A 17,282-nucleotide genomic window follows, 5' to 3' on the forward strand; every position below is an offset into this window, starting at 1 on the left:
TCGTGTAAAGCGAACGGGGAAGCCCTTTTAAATTTTAACTGAAACGAGGCCTTTGCCTGGGTACAGCTGTTTTAGTTGTTAAAGTGGTATAGAAACGTGACAATGCCTGTAAAAGCAGGTTTTTTATTGTCTTTGATCTCCATGGTTACTTCTATCTGGGCTTTGGTGATGCCCCGCAGGTTTTTAAGCGACAGCAGTTTTGCTTTTAAACGAACCTCGCCATTAACCAAAACAGGCTGGTTGAACCTGAGTTCTTCAATACCATAATTCACCTGCATTTTAAGGTTTTCTATAGAAACGATCTGCCCCCACAGGTAAGGCAGCAACGATACTGTAAGGTAGCCATGGGCAATAGTGTTGCCGAAGGGCGATTCGTTCTTGGCTCTCTCCTGGTCCAGGTGAATCCACTGATAATCGAGGGTAGCCTCTGCAAACTTGGTGATCTGCTCCTGTGTGATGGTGTGGTACCCGGAGGTGCCTAATTCTTTCCCCTCATACTGCTCAAATTCTTCGTAGGTCTTGATGGTCAGCTTACTCATGTATTGTATAGTTTGTGTCATATGAACGTGCTTTTACTGCTGCTTGCTACCATTTGTTTGGGCAACAGCAGGGGAGTTACCTGGTAAATTATCCGGTAAGAACCATGGAGTTCCTGAAAGCGTGTTTCAGCAGGTAAATTACGCAATTAATTTAAAAAGCAACTTGTGCATCGTACCCATTAACCCGGACACAGGTTTTACCTCACTAGTTTTAACTTTAGCTGATGGATCTGGCGCAGGTGGTGGTCAAAATGGTCCTGCAAAAACGATAAGGTTTGAGAAATGGAGAGGGGCCCTACATAAGGATGTTTGAAAAGGCATTTGTCCAGGAGGTCTTCCGGGATTTCAGTCAGAACATCTTCCATGGTAAACCTAACCTCATCCCATTGCTTGCGAAGCTTATCGAATGAAGAAGTGGCCGGGACCTGGGCTACTGCCTCTGGGGCTTTATACTTTTTACCTGACTTTAAAGCAAGCTTCAGGAGCAGGGATTTAAAGCCGTTTGAGATAGAGGATGGATGAAGGTTCTCGCGTTTTGCAACTTTGTTTTTAACGTAGCTGGTCGTAAGCTGATCTACCTGTATCAGGTGGCAGATTGTTTGATTGATGGTCCATTTACCATCGGCAGAAGTTAAGTTAAGCAACTCATCATCTAACCCTTCCAGCTCGTCGAGCAGGCGGTTACGTGACTTTTCTAATCGCAAATACTTCATTTCCAGTTTAGGATCCATAAGCTGAATGTGATTATAAGCTGCTGTATTCATCTGGTGAAAAATATTTATCTACAGCTAAATCTACATATAATTTTGATTAATGCAATAAGCAGGATTTAAATTTATAAGGTAAGTGTTTGGTTAATAGCTATGTCATACAATATTAAATTTTATTAATAATTAGATTTGTTCAAACCACTGTTTCTTAATCGGTAATTTGTGTATTAATTTGCAGCCTGAAACGTAGCATTATGAATAACAACGATCCAATTGGTTCTGCAGTATTAGATTTTATTGCAGGCGATGTAAATACAGAGATAACTGTTGAAAGTAACCTGACAGAGGATGACTTCATTCCGGTAAGCTACCTTTTCAGAAAAGAGGATGAAATGCCCGAAATGGAGCTATTGGCTTTGGACATGTGTAAGGGAGCAATACTGGACATCGGAGCAGGAGCGGGTTGCCATACCCTGGCCCTGCAGGATCGTAATTTGCAGGTAACAGCGCTTGATATTTCAGGAGGTGCCGTAGAGGCCATGAAGCAACGAGGGGTAAAGCAGGTAATGCACCGAAGTGTTTATGACCTGGAAGGTAAATTTGATACACTGCTGATGCTCATGAACGGCATTGGTATTGCCGGAGACCTGCAGGGCCTGGAGCGTTTCCTGGAGCACGCTAAAACCCTGATTCAACCAAAGGGGCAGATCCTGCTCGAGTCATCTGACATACTATACATGTTCGAGGAAGAAGATGGGTCTGTTTTACTTGACCTGAATGCTGGTTATTATGGTGAAGTAAAATATAACATGAAGTATAAAACACAGGAAAGCGGCTGGTTTAACTGGCTTTTTATCGATCCTGAGATACTGGAAGATTATGCCGGAAAGCATGGCTTTGATTTCAAGGTTTTGTTTGAAGGCGAAGCCGGGAATTACCTTGCCAGGCTTACACTGAAATAGAAATGGTGCCCCGTTCTCTGTAGGTAGTTGCTTTCGTACCTTTATACATTGCATTAATGCCGGATACCGATTTTCCATTCATACCGTATCACCCTGATCAGTATACTTCAGAGGAAGTAGTCAGGAGAGCACAGGAATACTTTAATTTCCTGGATAAGCGCCGTTCTGTGCGTGAATTCTCTGACAAACCTGTGCCCCGAAAAGTAATAGAGCGATTACTGATGACAGCCTCCACGGCTCCTTCCGGTGCGCATAAACAACCCTGGACCTTCTGTGTGATCTCAAACCCGGAGCTGAAACAACAGATACGTGCGGCGGCTGAGAAAGAGGAATATGACAGTTACCATGGCAGGATGACCCCTGAATGGCTTGAAGACCTGGCTCCTCTTGGCACAGACTGGCGGAAGCCATTCCTGGAAGTGGCCCCCTGGCTGATAGTGGTGTTTAAAAAAGCCTACGACTTTAAAGAGGATGGTAGCAAGCGCAATAACTATTACGTTTCAGAGTCTGTTGGTATAGCCTGCGGTTTTCTTATCTCGGCTATTCACCATGCGGGGCTTGTTACCCTAACCCATACTCCAAGCCCGATGAACTTCCTGACAAAACTTCTGAAGCGACCTGAGAACGAGCGGCCTTTTCTGCTTTTACCGGTAGGATATCCGGCACATGAAGTACGGGTACCTGACCTGGAGCGTAAACCTTTGCAGCGTGTATCTGAGTGGTATGAGTAAGGCAGGCTGTATCTGAATTTTGGATCAAAACATACTTTAAAATATATCCATAAACCAGAAGCAGCCCGGATGCCGTATGAAAGGTGGTAAAACAAAGTGACCAGCATGGTTACCGTATTATACTACCTTATAGATGAAAAAGGGACTGCAATACACCTGGTATCTGACCAAGCGAACGTTTAAGGAGTTTGCTGACGATAAACCCCTGGACTATGCCGCCATCATAGGCTTTTATACGATCTTTTCACTCCCGGCGGTGCTCATCATCATGGTCCGGATTGCTGGTGCTGCGTTTGGGCAGGAGGCTGTGAAAGGGCAGCTGGTAAACCAGATCGGGGGCATTATCGGGCGTAACAGTGCGGCACAGGTTCAAAGCATCCTTGAAAATGCCAGCCAGTCGTCGGCTACCACAATAGGCACGATCGTAGGTGTCTGCACCATGATCTTTACGGCTACCACTGTGTTTGTTGCCCTTCAGGATTCGCTTAACGCAATGTGGGAGGTAAAGGCAAAGCCGGAACGAGGGTGGGTTAAGCTGATCGTGGATCGTGTTCTATCCTTGGCACTGGTTGTGAGCCTGGGTTTTCTCCTGCTTGTTTCCTTATCCATCGACATCATACTGGGTGTGATTTACGATTACCTGCGGGAGTCCTTGTCTGGCATCGCAGTATACCTTGTCACTATTGGGAACATTTTTATTTCCATTGTGATCAGTACCTTCATTTTTGCAGCAATCTTTAAAGTACTGCCTGACGCAAAAATAAAATGGTTTAACGTATGGGTCGGGGCGACAGTAACGGCTATTCTGTTTGTGCTGGGCAAGTATGTGCTGACCATTTATTTTCAGCACGACCCTTTAGCCGATACCTATGGCGCAGCAGGTTCCCTGGTACTTATACTGGTGTGGGTTTACTATACTTCGGTCATCTTTCTGTTGGGTGCTGAGTTTACCCAGGTGCACTCGAGGGTGCGCGATCATGGCATTAAGCCAGAGGAGCACGCGGTGAAGGTAAAAGTAAAAGAGGTTGAGGAAGACGAAAAGCAAAGCAGCCAGTAACAGGCAATGGAACCTGCGCTAAATACCCTCTCGATCATAAAATACCTTGCTGCCTTAATTGGCCTAGCTATAACAGTTTATATTTTGAGTACTGCAGGCAATAGTGATAGAAAGCGGGTTGTGAAAAAAGCCACTGTCACGTTTTTCCTGACCATTGCTTTTGTTGGCTTAATTTTCTTGCTCGAATGGTGGCTGCTGCTAAGTTGATCTACAAAAAAAGGCTGCACAAGTAAATGTGCAGCCTTTTTTATATAATTAGAGCGCCTGATTACTAAGCCTCTTTATAAGTTACTTTTTTAACAGCTTCAATCGTGCGCTGTACGTTTGGTAACGATGCCTCGATAAGAGTTGGGGCATAAGGAAGCGGAACATCGCGGCAAGTAACGCGCTTAACCGGTGCATCCATGTAATCAAATGCATTGCTCTGGATATGGTAAGCCAGTTCTGCAGAGATAGATGCCAATGGCCAGGCCTCCTCAACTACTACCATTCGGTGCGTCTTTTTAACTGACTCAACTAAGGTTTTATAATCGATAGGTCGAACAGTGCGAAGGTCGATCACTTCTGCGCTGATACCATCTTTTGCCAGTTCATCTGCAGCTTCAAGCGCTACTTTCATCATTTTTCCGAAAGAAACGATAGTAACATCAGTTCCCTCACGCTTGATATCGGCAACACCGATCGGAATAGTATATTCTTCTTCAGGAACTTCGCCCTTATCGCCATACATCTGCTCCGACTCCATGAAAATAACAGGGTCGTTGTCGCGGATAGCAGACTTTAAAAGTCCTTTTGCATCGTAAGGGTTAGAAGGCACCACTACTTTTAGGCCAGGTGTATTGGCATACCAGTTCTCGAAGTTCTGCGAGTGCTGTGATGAAAGCATCCCCGCGCTACCTGTCGGTCCACGGAAAACGATCGGGCAGGAATACTGACCACCAGACATCGACATCATTTTAGCAGCAGAGTTGATCACCTGGTCGATAGCTACTAAAGAGAAGTTAAAGGTCATGAACTCTACGATCGGGCGGAGGCCATTCATAGAAGCTCCTACACCTATACCTGCAAAGCCAAGCTCTGCAATAGGCGTATCAATTACCCGCTCAGGACCAAATTCGTCCAGCATTCCCTGGCTCACTTTGTAGGCTCCGTTATATTCAGCAACTTCTTCGCCCATCAAAAATACGCTCTTGTCGCGGCGCATTTCCTCTGTCATCGCTTCGCGCAGGGCTTCTCTAAACTGTATACTTCGCATATAGGATGTTTAATTCTCTGTTCAGAGGGTAAAATTAAGAGAAGTCTGCCAAAATACAATGTACTTCTTAATTTATAGTCGTCGAAATACCCGTTTATGCTTGTTTACTGGTTCGCTGCAGTATCAGTGCAAACTGATGCCTGCAGGTAGATTACAAAGAAATGGAGAGGGTGGAGGAGACGTAAATCTTATGCGGAGGTTAGCCGCTTACGGGCTTTAAACGTAAAAAGATGAAACTGTATGAGGCAATTCTTTGTCCTTTTTATACTTCATGGCGTCTGAGTCCGTTTGGATAGAAGTATAATATTTGATAATTTTAAGTTTAAAAACCCTTTACAAATGAAACGGCTACAGTACTTTATCGAATCGCAGGCCTTTGGCGTTTGTACCATGCTGGGTGAGAAACTTGGCTTTGCAACGAGCAGCATTCGCCTTACTTTTATTTATGTTTCGTTTCTAACCATGGGGTCGCCTGTGCTGATCTACCTGATGCTGGCCTTCTGGATGAACGTACGAAAGCATTTGCGCCGTGAGCGAAGCACCGTTTGGGACCTATAGGTCTATAAGTCCTTTACAGTACGCTTCTGCCTCACGAAATATTCCCACACAATACTGCCTGAGTAAACTCCTGTAAGGCGCGGAAAGCTACCTTTGTGGAGTTGTTTCTTACGCTGGCTGCTCCAGTAGCTCCTGTGGCGTAAAATATCAACGTGTGCATCCAGCACGGCTCTTGCATCTTTGGTCTGGCCCGCCATCACCATGCGCAACGCCGCTACCCAATCTAAAAACACCCGTAATGCCAGTGTTGGTATAAGCTCTTTTGCTGGCAGGTTTTTGTAGAGCAGGGCAAAGCCGTTCCTGAAGTTAAGAAATGTTTTGCGTGGGTTCGATTTGTGAAGGGTTCCACCACCTACATGGAATACCTGGCTGAAACCGTTATACATTACTTTGTAACCGACATTCTTTGCACGCCAGCAAAAGTCAATCTCTTCCATATGGGCAAAAAAAGCAGGCTCCAGTCCTCCCAACCCATGAAAAACATGCGCTCTTACAACCATACAGGCGCCGGTTGCCCAGAATACTTCCTGTACATCGTTGTATTGCCCTTTGTCTTCTTCCAGAGTTTCAAACAGACGGCCCCTGCAAAACGGATACCCAAGAGTGTCTATCATCCCTCCGGCAGCACCTGCATATTCAAAATAACCAGGGTGTTGCTCTGCATTTATTTTGGGCTGGCAAACGGCAATATTTTCATCCGATTCCATCAACTCCACGAGCGGCACAGTCCAGTTTTCCGCAACAGCTACGTCTGAGTTAAGCAGTATATAATACTTTGCGTCTACCTGCTGCAGGGCCTTGTTATACCCCTCGCAAAAACCGTAGTTCTCAGAAAGTAATATAAGGCGAACCTGCGGAAATTTTTCTTTTAGAAAAGCAACAGAGCCATCGGTAGAAGCATTGTCGGCAACGATCACTTCGCAACCGTTGCTGTTGGCTACTACCGATGGCAGAAAGTTTTGTAAATACCGTAGCCCATTCCAATTAAGTATGACTATGGCAGTGTGTGCGGGGTTATAGGCCAAAGCTTCCGAGGTCTAAGCCGGGGATATTAGGTATTAAGCCTTCAGTGCTTTTTTTAATTTCTTCCTGCGCACGTTCAGCGGCAGTTAGCATGGCGTTGTTCACGGCAGCTACTACCAGGTCATTTACCATATCCTGGTCGTTTGCATTCAGAATACTGTCGTCGATCTCAATTTTTATGAGTTTGCGCTGGCCGTTAACGGTTGCTTTTACCAGGCCTGCACCTGACTCTGCCGTAACAGTTATGTCTTTGAGTTTTTCCTGCGCTTCTTTCATTTTGGCCTGGACCTCTTTCATCTTGCCCATCATGCCGAACATATCAAACATAGTTTCTTATTTTAGGTATGGAATAGCGCCTGGCTTTAACAGGGGCGCTTATATGCAAATATACGAGCAATAACTTTACAACGCTTAAAGTACGGTGACTACCGGTGCGGTTTAGCTAGTATAAATATGGTGGTCGGAAAGAGTAATAACGCATGTTGCTTGTTGAGAAAGAGGCCTTTGATTGCTGTGAGCCGTGCTCATTACCGAAGCAAAGTAACGGTGCCAGTTTTCCGTTTCGTAGCGCCAAAACTTGTCTTAACTGTTATTTCGTAGGCATAGGCTCCAACGGGTAGGGGTTCCCCTTTGTATGTGCCATCCCAACCTGCAGATGCGTCAGCAGACTGGTACACCACATTACCAAGACTGTTGTAAACTCTAATGGAGAAGTTGCTGAAAAGTTTCCCCTTTACTTCAAACGTATCATTCAATCCGTCAGCGTTCGGGCTAAAAGCACTTGGTACATAGAGCGCAACTTCCTGCTCCACTTCCACTATGTTGGAATAAGTTGTTTCATTGCCGGAATTTGAGGTGGCACTGATCCGGTACCGCAGCAGCTGTAGTTCATTGCTCAGGGACTGATCGGTATAGGTTGTGCCAGTGACAGGGTAACTGTTAACAATGTTATTGTTCCCATCCAGCAATTCCACGGCGTACTGTATGTTTCCATTCGGGAAACCACTATAGGCACTCCAGTCCAGCTTCACCGAACCATTCTGCTGCTTTTCTGAGCCTAATATGATAGGGCAGGACACATTGCTGTAGTTGGAGGTGTTGTTGCAGAGATCTGTAAAAGTTGCTCTGTAGCAGAGGTTGATAAGCTCAGGTACAGCATCCGTATAGGAAGTTTGGTTTATGCTGGCTAAGGAAGTATAAGCAGCACTGTTTATACTTTTCTCTATGTCAATATTTTGTGCTTCTTTACTGTTTGGCAGCTTCAGTGAGAGTACTACCTGATTTTCTGGGTTAAAAGAGGAAAGGAGGTACGGTGCTGCAGGTTTAACATTTGAGACAGCGGTTACACAACTTAAGGTGGAAACAGAAGTAGCCTTACTATCTGCTTCAACAGCTCTTATTTCATAGCAGTATTCTTTGCCGCAAATAACATCTGTGTCTTTATAAGGATTTGAAGGGTTGGATATTGGCAAGAATTCACCGTTACGGGTAATCTGCAGCTTTTGAAAAGTACCGGTGTGTACCCATCTGACGCTGTTTTGATCGTTAGATGTCGTTATGTCAATAACAATGTTGCTTACTTCGTTAGACGGAGGTAACACTGTACCACAAGCATCTGTTGCTTCTATGCGATAATCAGCTTTAACAAGCGTGTTGGTATTTGCTAAAGTATAATTCGATCGGCTGGGTGAAAGATCTGCCACTTTACCGAAACTACTCTCAGATTCCAGCTTTCTGCTGAGGGTGTAAGTATAACCCGGAAGTAAGTTATTAAACGTGAAGTTTATACTTCCGGAAGAGGCATCCTGCTGTGCTACTTTCAGGATGTTGATAGCTGGGGGAGAATAAACAGGCAGCTCACTTACCGTTTTGGTTACAGGTGGTGAAGAGCAGGTAGGTTCCTGATAATTTCCCACTACGGTTATCGTATAAGGACCTGCGCTAAGATAAGTATGATCGATCGTTGCTCCGGCTTTTATTTCAGCCTGCTTTCCATCTCCATAGTTCACAGTATAAAGATCATATTGGTTATCTGTGATAGAAAGGGACACTTTACGGTTAGCGCAGGGAGTTACAGTAAAGGAGGGATCAGGTGAAGCTTTTATCTGATACTTTTGCTCATACAGTTTATCTTCACCCGAATTATTTCTGGCATATTGTGTAATGATATATTCACCAGGAACTGTAAATGTTGTGCTCTGCTCACCTTTTAATAATTTGTTGTTATCATAGTTGTCAGGGTCAAAAGCTTCCGGCCCCTTATAATAAAATATGGTAACATTCTGGTTTGAGCAATCGCGAAAGAAAACAGGCTTACCTGCGCATATTACCTGCACAGGCTGTCCGTCTTGTATGGCTTTGAAGCATCCCTGAGCCCTTGCATTAAAAACGGCTAGTACAAAAAATAATATGATGTGTAGGACCTTCAATTTAACTGGTTTAGCAAGGACTAATTTATTTAAATAAAGAACAGAAGAAAAGAATATTGTATTTCTAACTAAAAAGACCTTGCAAGTATAGCTGGCAAGGTCTCTATATATGAAATGTCCTAAAGTAAGATGCCTAGAGGGGGTAAGTTGTAAGGAAATCTATACTTTTCATGATGTCGTAATGTAGTACCCTGTCCGTCGATACGAAAGGAACTACTTCCCGATACGCCTCCACCAGTGTCTCTAACCTAGGAGAGGTTTTTTTTGGCTTCCTGAATTCTATGGCTTGTGCCGCGTTCATGAGTTCTATGGCCAGCACCCGCTCCAGGTTATGTACCACCTGGAAAAGCTTTGTAGCAGCATTGGCCCCCATACTTACATGGTCTTCCTGGTTATTGGAAGAAGGTATGGAGTCGATAGAAGCAGGGGTGCAAAGCTGTTTGCTCTGGCTAACAATGGAAGCTGCCGTATACTGGCTGATCATAAAGCCGGAATTTAGCCCGGGCTCAGCCACTAAAAACTCCGGCAGACCTCTAAGCCCGGAAATAAGTTGATAGGTGCGGCGCTCAGAGATACTGCCCAGCTCTGCCAGCGCGATGGCTAAAAAGTCCAGTGCCAAGGCCAAAGGTTGTCCATGAAAGTTACCTCCGGAGATGATTTCATCCTCTTCTGGGAAAATGTTCGGATTATCAGTAACAGCGTTAATTTCGGTCAGGAATACCTGCTCCGCGTAAGCAATGGCATCTTTTGAGGCACCGTGTACTTGCGGAATGCAACGGAAGGAGTACGGATCCTGTACATGCTGCTTCTCCTGTACGATCAGTTCGCTGCCCTCCAGTAGCTGACGAATATTGTCAGCAGTTTGTAGTTGCCCCTGGTGTGGGCGGATGCGGTGAATCAATTCATTGAAAGGCTCAATGCGACCATCAAAAGCATCCAGGGAAAGTGCTCCGATCGTATCTGCAGCCTTAGAAAGTCGCCGGGCCTTGAGCAGCACGTAAGTACCGTAAGCAGCCATAAACTGCGTACCGTTCAAAAGGGCTAGCCCTTCTTTGGCCTTTAGTGCTATCGGTTCCCAACCAAACATTTCCAGCACATGCTTACTTTCCAGTTTAAAATCCTGAAAGTATACGTCTCCCAACCCAATTAGAGGAAGACAAAGATGAGCCAAAGGAGCCAGATCTCCGCTTGCTCCAAGAGACCCCTGCTGGTACACGACCGGGTAAACATCCCTGTTATAGAAGTCGATGAGACGCTTTACTGTTTGCAGCTGCACACCACTGTGGCCGTAGGAGAGCGACTGTATCTTAAGCAGGAGCATTAGTTTCACCACTTCAGCCGGTACCTCGGCACCCGTACCACAAGCATGCGACATCATCAGGTTGGCCTGCAGCTGCTCCAGGTCAGCGGGGGAGATCTTTTTGCTGTACAATGACCCAAAGCCGGTATTGATGCCGTAGATGCTGCGGTCAGACTGCTTTGTTTTCTGCTGCAGGTACTCAAAGCAGCGCGTAATACGCTGTTCTGCATCCTCTGACAGGGCTAACGTATACTTTTCGCTAACGATCTTCTCAATGGTCTCCAGGCTAAGGTGCTCGCTGGAGATGTGGTGCACGTGGCTCATATCGTTATTTCAGTGATCTTAACTGGGCAATGATATCATCAATATAAAGCTCATCCTGCTCGCCTGTCTGCATGTCGCGCAGCTTTAGTTTGCCGCTTTCTATTTCCTCTGAACCGACCAGCATCACAAACGGGATATTTTTCTGATCGGCATAGCTCATCTGCTTCTTCAGCTTAGCTGCTTCAGGGTATAGTTCTGAGGCAATACCGGCATCGCGCAGTTTCTGTAATAGCGGGAGGGAGTATGTTTCAGACTGCTTATCAAACTGAACGATCAACACCTTTGTACCCATCTGGGTGCTTTTCGGGAAAAGATCAAGCTCTTCTATTACATCGTAGATGCGGTCGACACCAAAAGAGAAGCCTACGCCGGACACACCTGGCAGGCCAAACATGCCGGTTAGGTTATCATAGCGGCCACCTCCACTGATGCTGCCCATTGCCACGTTATTTACCTTTACTTCAAAGATACAGCCTGTGTAGTAGGAGAGGCCTCTTGCCAGGGTAACGTCAAGCATCAGTCTTGGCTGAGCCGAAGGATTTTTCGTTTGCAAAGCATAGCTACCCAACTCCTGCAGGTACTGCCACACGGCACGCAGGTCATTTAATCCGCGTTTCCCCTCTGGCGTAGCGCCAAGTATGGTCTCAAGCTGCTCCAGTATCTGCTCGTTATTACCTTCTAAAGTATAAAGGGGCTCCAGTTTGTCTACCGCGGCTTCTGAAATACCACGCTCCAGCAGTTCTTTCCGAACGCCTTCCTGACCAATTTTATCCAGTTTGTCAATCGCTACACAAATATCGCCCTCACGCCCTTTTTCGCCAATAGCCTCCGCAATACCCGCTAAAACGCCCCGGTGATTGATCTTGATGGTGAAATCAGTGAGGCCGAGTGTTGTCAGCACCTCATCGATCATTTGCACGATCTCAGCTTCGCAAAGCAATGAGTTGGTTCCCACTACATCGGCGTCGCATTGGTAAAACTCACGGTAACGGCCTTTTTGAGGCCTGTCAGCACGCCAAACAGGCTGAATCTGGTATCGCTTGAACGGGAACGTGATCTCATTTCTGTTCATTACCACAAACCTGGCGAAAGGAACTGTAAGATCGTATCGGAGTGCCTTTTCAGAAATCTTGCGTGTCAGGTGCTTAGAGCCCTGTGCAATATCCTCCTCCTTAGTTTTGCCAAGAAAATCCCCTGAATTAAGGATCTTAAAAATAAGTTGATCCCCTTCGTCGCCATACTTACCTGTTAATACCGACAGCTGTTCCATCGCCGGTGTTTCCAGAGGTAAATAGCCGAACTTTTCAAAGGTTCGTTTAATAGTATTGAAAATGTAATTACGTTTGACCACTACTGCTGGGCCAAAATCCCGTGTTCCTTTGGGTATAGATGGTTTTTCTTTGCTCATGCTTATGCCAGTTTGCCGGCGAAGTTACTAAAAGATGAGGAAAGGAGGAGGGTGGACGCGAAAAAGCTACGAGGCTAAATCTTTAATACGAAGTATACATGGTGAGGTTTAAAGGGTAGCGGCGTACTTTCTGCTATAATCATTTGGCTTGTGTACTTTACTAACCTTTCTAGCTGCCATAGCGCTTTTATTAATAGCCTTTCTCTCAGCGTCTATAAACCAACCCCACTTATTAAAGTATTTTACCACTGAAATAGTGTGATGGAAAAGCATTGTTAAGCTTTTTGAGGATGCTCTTTGGTAATGGTGGTAAATTTTTACGTGGCCGTAGTAAATAACTTTAAAGTGTTTATCCATGCGCCTGCAGATGTCTAAATCCTCTAGGTACACAAAATATCGCTCATCGAAGTAGCCCACTTGTTCTAAAGCGTCCATTTTGAATAGCAAGAAACAACCCAATAAGAATGGTACCTCCAGAATTTGCTGACTATCTACGTTATGATATTCATTTGCCTTCGTCCTGGTGCTGAAAAGCTTGGCTGCTAAGGGTAACCTTCGGATGAGTAAGTCTGCAGGTGTAGGAATGAGTCTTCTCGATATCTGTTCTTCCCCATTAGGATACACTACCCGGGGAGCAGTCAAGCCGACTTGCGGGTTAAGCTCTAAATAACTGTAAAGTATATCGATTGTATTACCCTCAAAGAATACATCGGGGTTTAAAACAAGGAAGTACTTAGCCTTATTTTTAAAATAAGCTATTCCTTGGTTGTGAGCTTTGCTGAAACCTACATTACTTCCGTTGAAAATGTAGTATACTCTTTCATCTTTTACCAGTAACTTAACTAATGTGTTTGAAGGAGAGTTGTCTATAATAAGTATTCCTACTCTTAAGTTTGTATCTAAAAAACTGTTTATAGCATTATTAAGTATTGCAGGATCATTATTGTATGCAACAATAGAAGCTGCTATATCATATCTATACATACTTAATTTAATGTTTGCTTCTTATCCTGAATATTTACAACAAATTAAATACAGCATTCACCTATCGAAAGAAAAAGATGTAGTTAACTATTTCTTTTTATAGTAGGGGGCAAAGCCTAAAATGCACGGTCATCGCCATTAATTACATTTAACACAGTGTTGATAATAATTTTTAAATCAAGGATAAACGACCAGTTCTCAAGATAAAAAATATCCAGCTTAACTCTTCCGCGCATCTGATAAAGTTCGCTTGTGTCTCCTCTGAATCCCCTCACTTGGGATAAGCCAGTAATGCCGGGTTTTACAAAATGTCGTACCATAAACTTGTCTACTGTTGCGGCATATTCGGCTGTATGTTTTAGCATGTGTGGCCTAGGGCCAACAACAGACATTTGTCCAACAAATACATTAAAAAACTGAGGGAGTTCATCTAAGCTAGTTTTCCTCAGAAAGGCACCGACCATAGTTATGCGGGAGTCTCCCCTACGCGCCTGATGCGTGTTAGCCTCGGAGTTTACATACATGGTACGGAGCTTCATGCAATTGAAAACTTTGTTGTCAATGCCTGAGCGTTCTTGTCTGAAGAAAGTAGGTCCTCTCGAGTCGAGCTTTATAATAATGGCTATTATTGGCAATAGCCATGACAGTAAAAAAACTATTACAAAAGTAGAAAACGCGATATCAAATGCCCTTTTAATAAATTTATTTACAGCATCATCCAGGGGAATTGAACGTAACATTAACACCGGAAGAATATCGTAGAAATCTATCTTAAGCTTTTTGTATGGAAACTCCCCTGGTGAAGGAAGTAACTTCATTCGTACAAGGTTGTTATCTACGAATTCTGTTAATCTATCAAGCTGATGTTTTTCTACTTCGAAGGGAGAACAGTATATTTCATCAATACCATTTTTTGTAACAAAGTCTTCAACATCATCTACTTTACCAAGTACTTCCGGGTGCTCTTCGGCATTATCATCAAAGAATCCAAAAAAGTGGTAGCCATGCTCAGGATGAGCTTTAAAAAAGTCTCTCATTTCAAGGCTTACTGTGCCACAGCCAACGACAATAACATTTCGGTAGTTATAACCTCTTCTTCGGTACTCTCTTAGAATCTTAGTTATCAAAAACCGCCAGAAAATCATGGATACTGTTAGCAGAATATAATGATAGATAAGGTACTGCCTTGGCATTTGCGAGAGGTTCAGGATGTTTAATGTTGCCTCAACTAGCAAAATGTAAAGAATAATCACTTTCGAAACGTTAAAAGTTGTCCGAAGTAGATTGGTTATCCTGTGAAGCTTATAGGCTCCAGATAAAGAGGAGCAAACAAACCATGCCAAAATGGTAAATAAGGAGAACTTTATAAAAAAAGAAAAGGGTAAGAGAATATCGTATTTAACACTCAAAAAATAAGTGCCAACCGAAACACCAGATAAAACTACTGCATCCCCAATTACATGTATAAGTCTATTATACTTAGAGTAAAGCCCAGGCATTCGTTTATTAACTGATCTGATGATATTAGATAAAGTTACTTATTATATTATAGCTGCAACTTCTTCTTGTTTAAACTCTTGATATTTATCGTGAACAAACTCTTGGAGTTGTTTGTTAAACCTCTCCTTCGAGAATCTCTCTGCATTTAACCTTATTTGATATTTATCAAACTTGAGAATATTCTCTTCAAACTTTAATACTGCATTAATGATGCTTGTTGTGGTTTGCTGATCGAAGAAAATGCCTGTACTATTATTTACAGTCTCTAAACTCCCACCTTTACCAAAGGCGATGACAGGTGTGCCGCAGGCCTGCGCTTCAACTGGTATTATTCCAAAATCCTCCTCAGCTGCAAAAATAAATGCCTTTGCTCTCTGCATGTAATCTTTAAGAACCTCGAAAGGCTGGTATCCCAGCAGAATCACATTATTCTTTGCTTTACTTTTGATCTTATCATAATCAGGGCCTTCACCAATAACAACAAGCTTTTTATCAGGCATCATGGCAAAAGCTTCTACGATCAGATCGATGCGCTTGTATGGTACCATGCGAGATGCTGCAAGATAAAAGTCTTCTTTTTCTACTTTGTAATCAAACTTGTTTACATCAACAGGAGGGTATATTACGGTTGCTTCTCTGTTATATAATTTTTTGATTCTTCTGGCTATGTAATTAGAATTGGCAACAAAATGATCCACTCTATTAACTGTAGATGCATCCCAAAGCCTAATATAATGTAAGACAAGTTTGGCTAGTACTCCTTTAACGCCTTTCTTTAAGTTCGCTCCTACTAAATACTGCTGGTAAAGATCCCATGCATAGCGAATAGGAGAGTGGCAATAGCATATATGCAGCTGATTTGGATTAGTTAATGCGCCCTTTGCTACAGCATAAGATGATGAAATTACAAGATCATACTCAGCTAAGTTGAATTGCTCTACCGCCATTGGAAATAAGGGCAAATAGCTTCTGTACTTCTTCTTCGCGAAAGGAAGTCTATCGATAAAGGAAGTTTTGATGTCGCAAATACTAAAATAAGTATCCCTGATGGCATCCTCATTAATCATCAGCGTGAATATTTTGCCTGGAAAGGAGCGATGTATCTCTTCTAACACCTTCTCAGCACCACCAATCACGGGCAACCAATCATGAACTATAGCAGTTTTCACAAATAGTAATTAAATATTTAATCTCTAGTCTTCGCCTCGTTGTTGCTTCGGTTTGCCAATGCAATAAAAACAGAACAGAAAAAGGAGAACAATACTACCCCCTTAAAGGAGTTTAGTACTGACTCTGATAAAGACGAAAGTACCATCAAAGCTACGAAAAATAGCGCAGAGTAAATCTTACTATTAAAAAACAAGTATATGAGGTTCCCATAAACAAACAGTAGAACAAGCAAACCAACTATACCTGAGCTAATAGCCGCATCTAAATACTGATTATGTGTATTCAGTTTACCTTCTATAAAAGTAGGGTGGTAATTTCTATTTGTATAGCAATTATCTAACTGATTCTGTGTGTCTCCTATACCAACTCCTAATACCGGGTTTTCCCTTAAGATTTGCAATGAACAGTAAATTTGCCCGTACCGTACGCTAACAGAATTCATATCGTTTGGCCCTGGCTCTTTAATAGGTGTGTTAACTAGCTCTACAAGCCTTCTGTTTAAGAAATGGCTATCATAGACAATTTTTACCGTAATAAGCAAGCTTAAAAGGCCTAGAAGAAGAAGTGTGATTTTCCTTTGTGAGATAACATAATATACTGACCACAATGCAACAATAAATACAAGAGACAATAGTGCCATTCTTGAATACGTCAGTAATAATCCCGTGAATAGAACAACAGATGTTGCAAACAGAAGAAACCCGATTTTTACTTTTATCTTGGTGGTTGTTGTGAAGTTTATCAGAAAAAGTAAAGCTGTTGAAAGATACAACCCAAAATAAGGAGGGCGAATACGGATGACTGAAACAAAAAAGTCGCGATCATAGAAATACTGATTGGCAAGGATTGAAATACCATTCGTTCTTGCATAACCCATATAAAAAGCATTTACAATGCATATAATAGCAGCAAGAGTAACCCCTGATATAAAATAAAATATGGTTCTTCTGACTACTGCCTTATCAAATTGATAAGCACAAATCAGAACAGGCAAAATTAGGAGGGATAACTTAGTTTCAAGTTTACTTAATCCTGTAGCTATGTCTTCTGTATATAATAAACTAAAGGAATAAGAAACGAATAACAAAGGTAGAAGCCAAGTTGCTAGCTTATAGTTAATGACAAGCTTGTTTCTGCTTAGGTCAATAATAAAAATAATGGCTAGCAGAATTGATGCAACATTAATTACAAGCATAGAAAAGGGAAAAGAGAATGCTATTAAGCAATAAAGCACCTCTCTTATTTTACTGGTATTCCTTCTTTCCAAAAGGGCACCCCCTTTTTGCACTATAGCTCGCATATAAATTTTATTTATTCTTGATTTAACTCCAA

The 17,282-nt window shown here is 43.0% G+C and carries 16 protein-coding genes; 4 read left to right on the top strand and 12 right to left on the bottom strand.

What is annotated here, in order from left to right:
* Window positions 1-71 precede the first annotated feature (71 nt).
* Window positions 72-539: a MaoC family dehydratase gene (locus ACSX1A_RS04425; RefSeq protein ID WP_439883534.1), complete on the bottom strand. Its 468-nt coding sequence runs from the start codon at window positions 537-539 to the stop codon at window positions 72-74.
* A gap of 197 nt (window positions 540-736) precedes the next feature.
* The gene (locus tag ACSX1A_RS04430; protein WP_439882411.1) at window positions 737-1,270 is read right to left on the bottom strand and encodes a DinB family protein; all 534 of its coding nucleotides are present in this window, start codon (window positions 1,268-1,270) and stop codon (window positions 737-739) included.
* Between the two features lie 233 nt (window positions 1,271-1,503).
* On the opposite strand from ACSX1A_RS04430, the gene ACSX1A_RS04435 reads away from it, so the two are divergent.
* The 3 genes from ACSX1A_RS04435 to ACSX1A_RS04445 all read left to right on the top strand — a co-directional run bounded on the left by ACSX1A_RS04435 (window position 1,504) and on the right by ACSX1A_RS04445 (window position 3,999).
* Window positions 1,504-2,211, top strand: a complete 708-nt coding sequence (locus tag ACSX1A_RS04435; protein ID WP_439882412.1) for a class I SAM-dependent methyltransferase — start codon at window positions 1,504-1,506, stop codon at window positions 2,209-2,211.
* A gap of 56 nt (window positions 2,212-2,267) precedes the next feature.
* On the top strand, window positions 2,268-2,942 hold the full coding sequence (locus ACSX1A_RS04440) for a nitroreductase family protein (RefSeq protein ID WP_439882413.1): 675 nt from the start codon (window positions 2,268-2,270) through the stop codon (window positions 2,940-2,942).
* A gap of 133 nt (window positions 2,943-3,075) precedes the next feature.
* Window positions 3,076-3,999, top strand: a complete 924-nt coding sequence (locus ACSX1A_RS04445) for a YihY/virulence factor BrkB family protein (protein ID WP_439882414.1) — start codon at window positions 3,076-3,078, stop codon at window positions 3,997-3,999.
* Window positions 4,000-4,270: 271 nt separating this feature from the next.
* Here the strand turns inward: ACSX1A_RS04445 and ACSX1A_RS04450 are convergent, their stop codons facing one another.
* Window positions 4,271-5,254, bottom strand: coding sequence for a pyruvate dehydrogenase complex E1 component subunit beta (locus tag ACSX1A_RS04450; RefSeq protein WP_439882415.1), 984 nt, complete (start codon window positions 5,252-5,254; stop codon window positions 4,271-4,273).
* Between the two features lie 339 nt (window positions 5,255-5,593).
* Here ACSX1A_RS04450 and ACSX1A_RS04455 point away from each other — a divergent pair, with 339 nt between their 5' ends.
* Window positions 5,594-5,812, top strand: coding sequence for a PspC domain-containing protein (locus tag ACSX1A_RS04455; protein WP_187066083.1), 219 nt, complete (start codon window positions 5,594-5,596; stop codon window positions 5,810-5,812).
* Window positions 5,813-5,814: 2 nt separating this feature from the next.
* Here the strand turns inward: ACSX1A_RS04455 and ACSX1A_RS04460 are convergent, their stop codons facing one another.
* The 9 genes from ACSX1A_RS04460 to ACSX1A_RS04500 form a co-directional block, all read right to left on the bottom strand.
* Window positions 5,815-6,837 carry a glycosyltransferase family 2 protein gene (locus tag ACSX1A_RS04460; protein ID WP_439882416.1) on the bottom strand — a complete coding sequence of 341 codons (1,023 nt, stop codon included), beginning with the start codon at window positions 6,835-6,837 and terminating at the stop codon, window positions 5,815-5,817.
* Entirely contained in the window at window positions 6,827-7,162 is a 336-nt protein-coding gene (locus tag ACSX1A_RS04465) for a YbaB/EbfC family nucleoid-associated protein (RefSeq protein WP_439882417.1), read from the bottom strand. Before ACSX1A_RS04465 ends, ACSX1A_RS04460 begins: the two co-directional genes overlap by 11 nt.
* Window positions 7,163-7,362: 200 nt before the next feature.
* Window positions 7,363-9,264 (bottom strand): gliding motility-associated C-terminal domain-containing protein, encoded by a 1,902-nt coding sequence (locus ACSX1A_RS04470; protein WP_439882418.1) that lies wholly within the window; start codon window positions 9,262-9,264, stop codon window positions 7,363-7,365.
* A gap of 133 nt (window positions 9,265-9,397) precedes the next feature.
* Window positions 9,398-10,888 (bottom strand): histidine ammonia-lyase, encoded by a 1,491-nt coding sequence (hutH, locus tag ACSX1A_RS04475; protein WP_439882419.1) that lies wholly within the window; start codon window positions 10,886-10,888, stop codon window positions 9,398-9,400.
* Window positions 10,889-10,892: 4 nt separating this feature from the next.
* A complete protein-coding gene (hisS, locus tag ACSX1A_RS04480) occupies window positions 10,893-12,296 on the bottom strand; it encodes a histidine--tRNA ligase (protein ID WP_439882420.1) in 1,404 nt (467 codons plus the stop codon).
* A 108-nt stretch (window positions 12,297-12,404) separates the two neighbouring features.
* A complete protein-coding gene (locus ACSX1A_RS04485) occupies window positions 12,405-13,280 on the bottom strand; it encodes a glycosyltransferase family 2 protein (protein ID WP_439882421.1) in 876 nt (291 codons plus the stop codon).
* Between the two features lie 116 nt (window positions 13,281-13,396).
* Window positions 13,397-14,779, bottom strand: coding sequence for an undecaprenyl-phosphate glucose phosphotransferase (locus ACSX1A_RS04490; RefSeq protein ID WP_439882422.1), 1,383 nt, complete (start codon window positions 14,777-14,779; stop codon window positions 13,397-13,399).
* Between the two features lie 42 nt (window positions 14,780-14,821).
* On the bottom strand, window positions 14,822-15,949 hold the full coding sequence (locus ACSX1A_RS04495) for a glycosyltransferase family 4 protein (RefSeq protein ID WP_439882423.1): 1,128 nt from the start codon (window positions 15,947-15,949) through the stop codon (window positions 14,822-14,824).
* A gap of 17 nt (window positions 15,950-15,966) precedes the next feature.
* Window positions 15,967-17,250, bottom strand: a complete 1,284-nt coding sequence (locus ACSX1A_RS04500) for an O-antigen ligase family protein (protein ID WP_439882424.1) — start codon at window positions 17,248-17,250, stop codon at window positions 15,967-15,969.
* Between the last annotated feature and the right edge of the window lie 32 nt (window positions 17,251-17,282).

It is taken from the genome of Pontibacter sp. MBLB2868 (assembly GCF_051904785.1).
Classification (GTDB): domain Bacteria; phylum Bacteroidota; class Bacteroidia; order Cytophagales; family Hymenobacteraceae; genus Pontibacter.

Excerpts from the sequence above, each read along its gene's own strand:
- ACSX1A_RS04425 (WP_439883534.1), bottom strand. The coding sequence starts at position 539 with ATGAGTAAGCTGACCATCAAGACCTACGAAGAATTTGAGCAGTATGAG.
- ACSX1A_RS04430 (WP_439882411.1), bottom strand. The coding sequence starts at position 1,270 with ATGGATCCTAAACTGGAAATGAAGTATTTGCGATTAGAAAAGTCACGT.
- ACSX1A_RS04435 (WP_439882412.1), top strand. The coding sequence starts at position 1,504 with ATGAATAACAACGATCCAATTGGTTCTGCAGTATTAGATTTTATTGCA.
- ACSX1A_RS04440 (WP_439882413.1), top strand. The coding sequence starts at position 2,268 with ATGCCGGATACCGATTTTCCATTCATACCGTATCACCCTGATCAGTAT.
- ACSX1A_RS04445 (WP_439882414.1), top strand. The coding sequence starts at position 3,076 with ATGAAAAAGGGACTGCAATACACCTGGTATCTGACCAAGCGAACGTTT.
- ACSX1A_RS04450 (WP_439882415.1), bottom strand. The coding sequence starts at position 5,254 with ATGCGAAGTATACAGTTTAGAGAAGCCCTGCGCGAAGCGATGACAGAG.
- ACSX1A_RS04455 (WP_187066083.1), top strand. The coding sequence starts at position 5,594 with ATGAAACGGCTACAGTACTTTATCGAATCGCAGGCCTTTGGCGTTTGT.
- ACSX1A_RS04465 (WP_439882417.1), bottom strand. The coding sequence starts at position 7,162 with ATGTTTGATATGTTCGGCATGATGGGCAAGATGAAAGAGGTCCAGGCC.
- hutH (WP_439882419.1), bottom strand. The coding sequence starts at position 10,888 with ATGAGCCACGTGCACCACATCTCCAGCGAGCACCTTAGCCTGGAGACC.
- hisS (WP_439882420.1), bottom strand. The coding sequence starts at position 12,296 with ATGAGCAAAGAAAAACCATCTATACCCAAAGGAACACGGGATTTTGGC.
- ACSX1A_RS04485 (WP_439882421.1), bottom strand. The coding sequence starts at position 13,280 with ATGTATAGATATGATATAGCAGCTTCTATTGTTGCATACAATAATGAT.
- ACSX1A_RS04490 (WP_439882422.1), bottom strand. The coding sequence starts at position 14,779 with ATGCCTGGGCTTTACTCTAAGTATAATAGACTTATACATGTAATTGGG.
- ACSX1A_RS04500 (WP_439882424.1), bottom strand. The coding sequence starts at position 17,250 with ATGCGAGCTATAGTGCAAAAAGGGGGTGCCCTTTTGGAAAGAAGGAAT.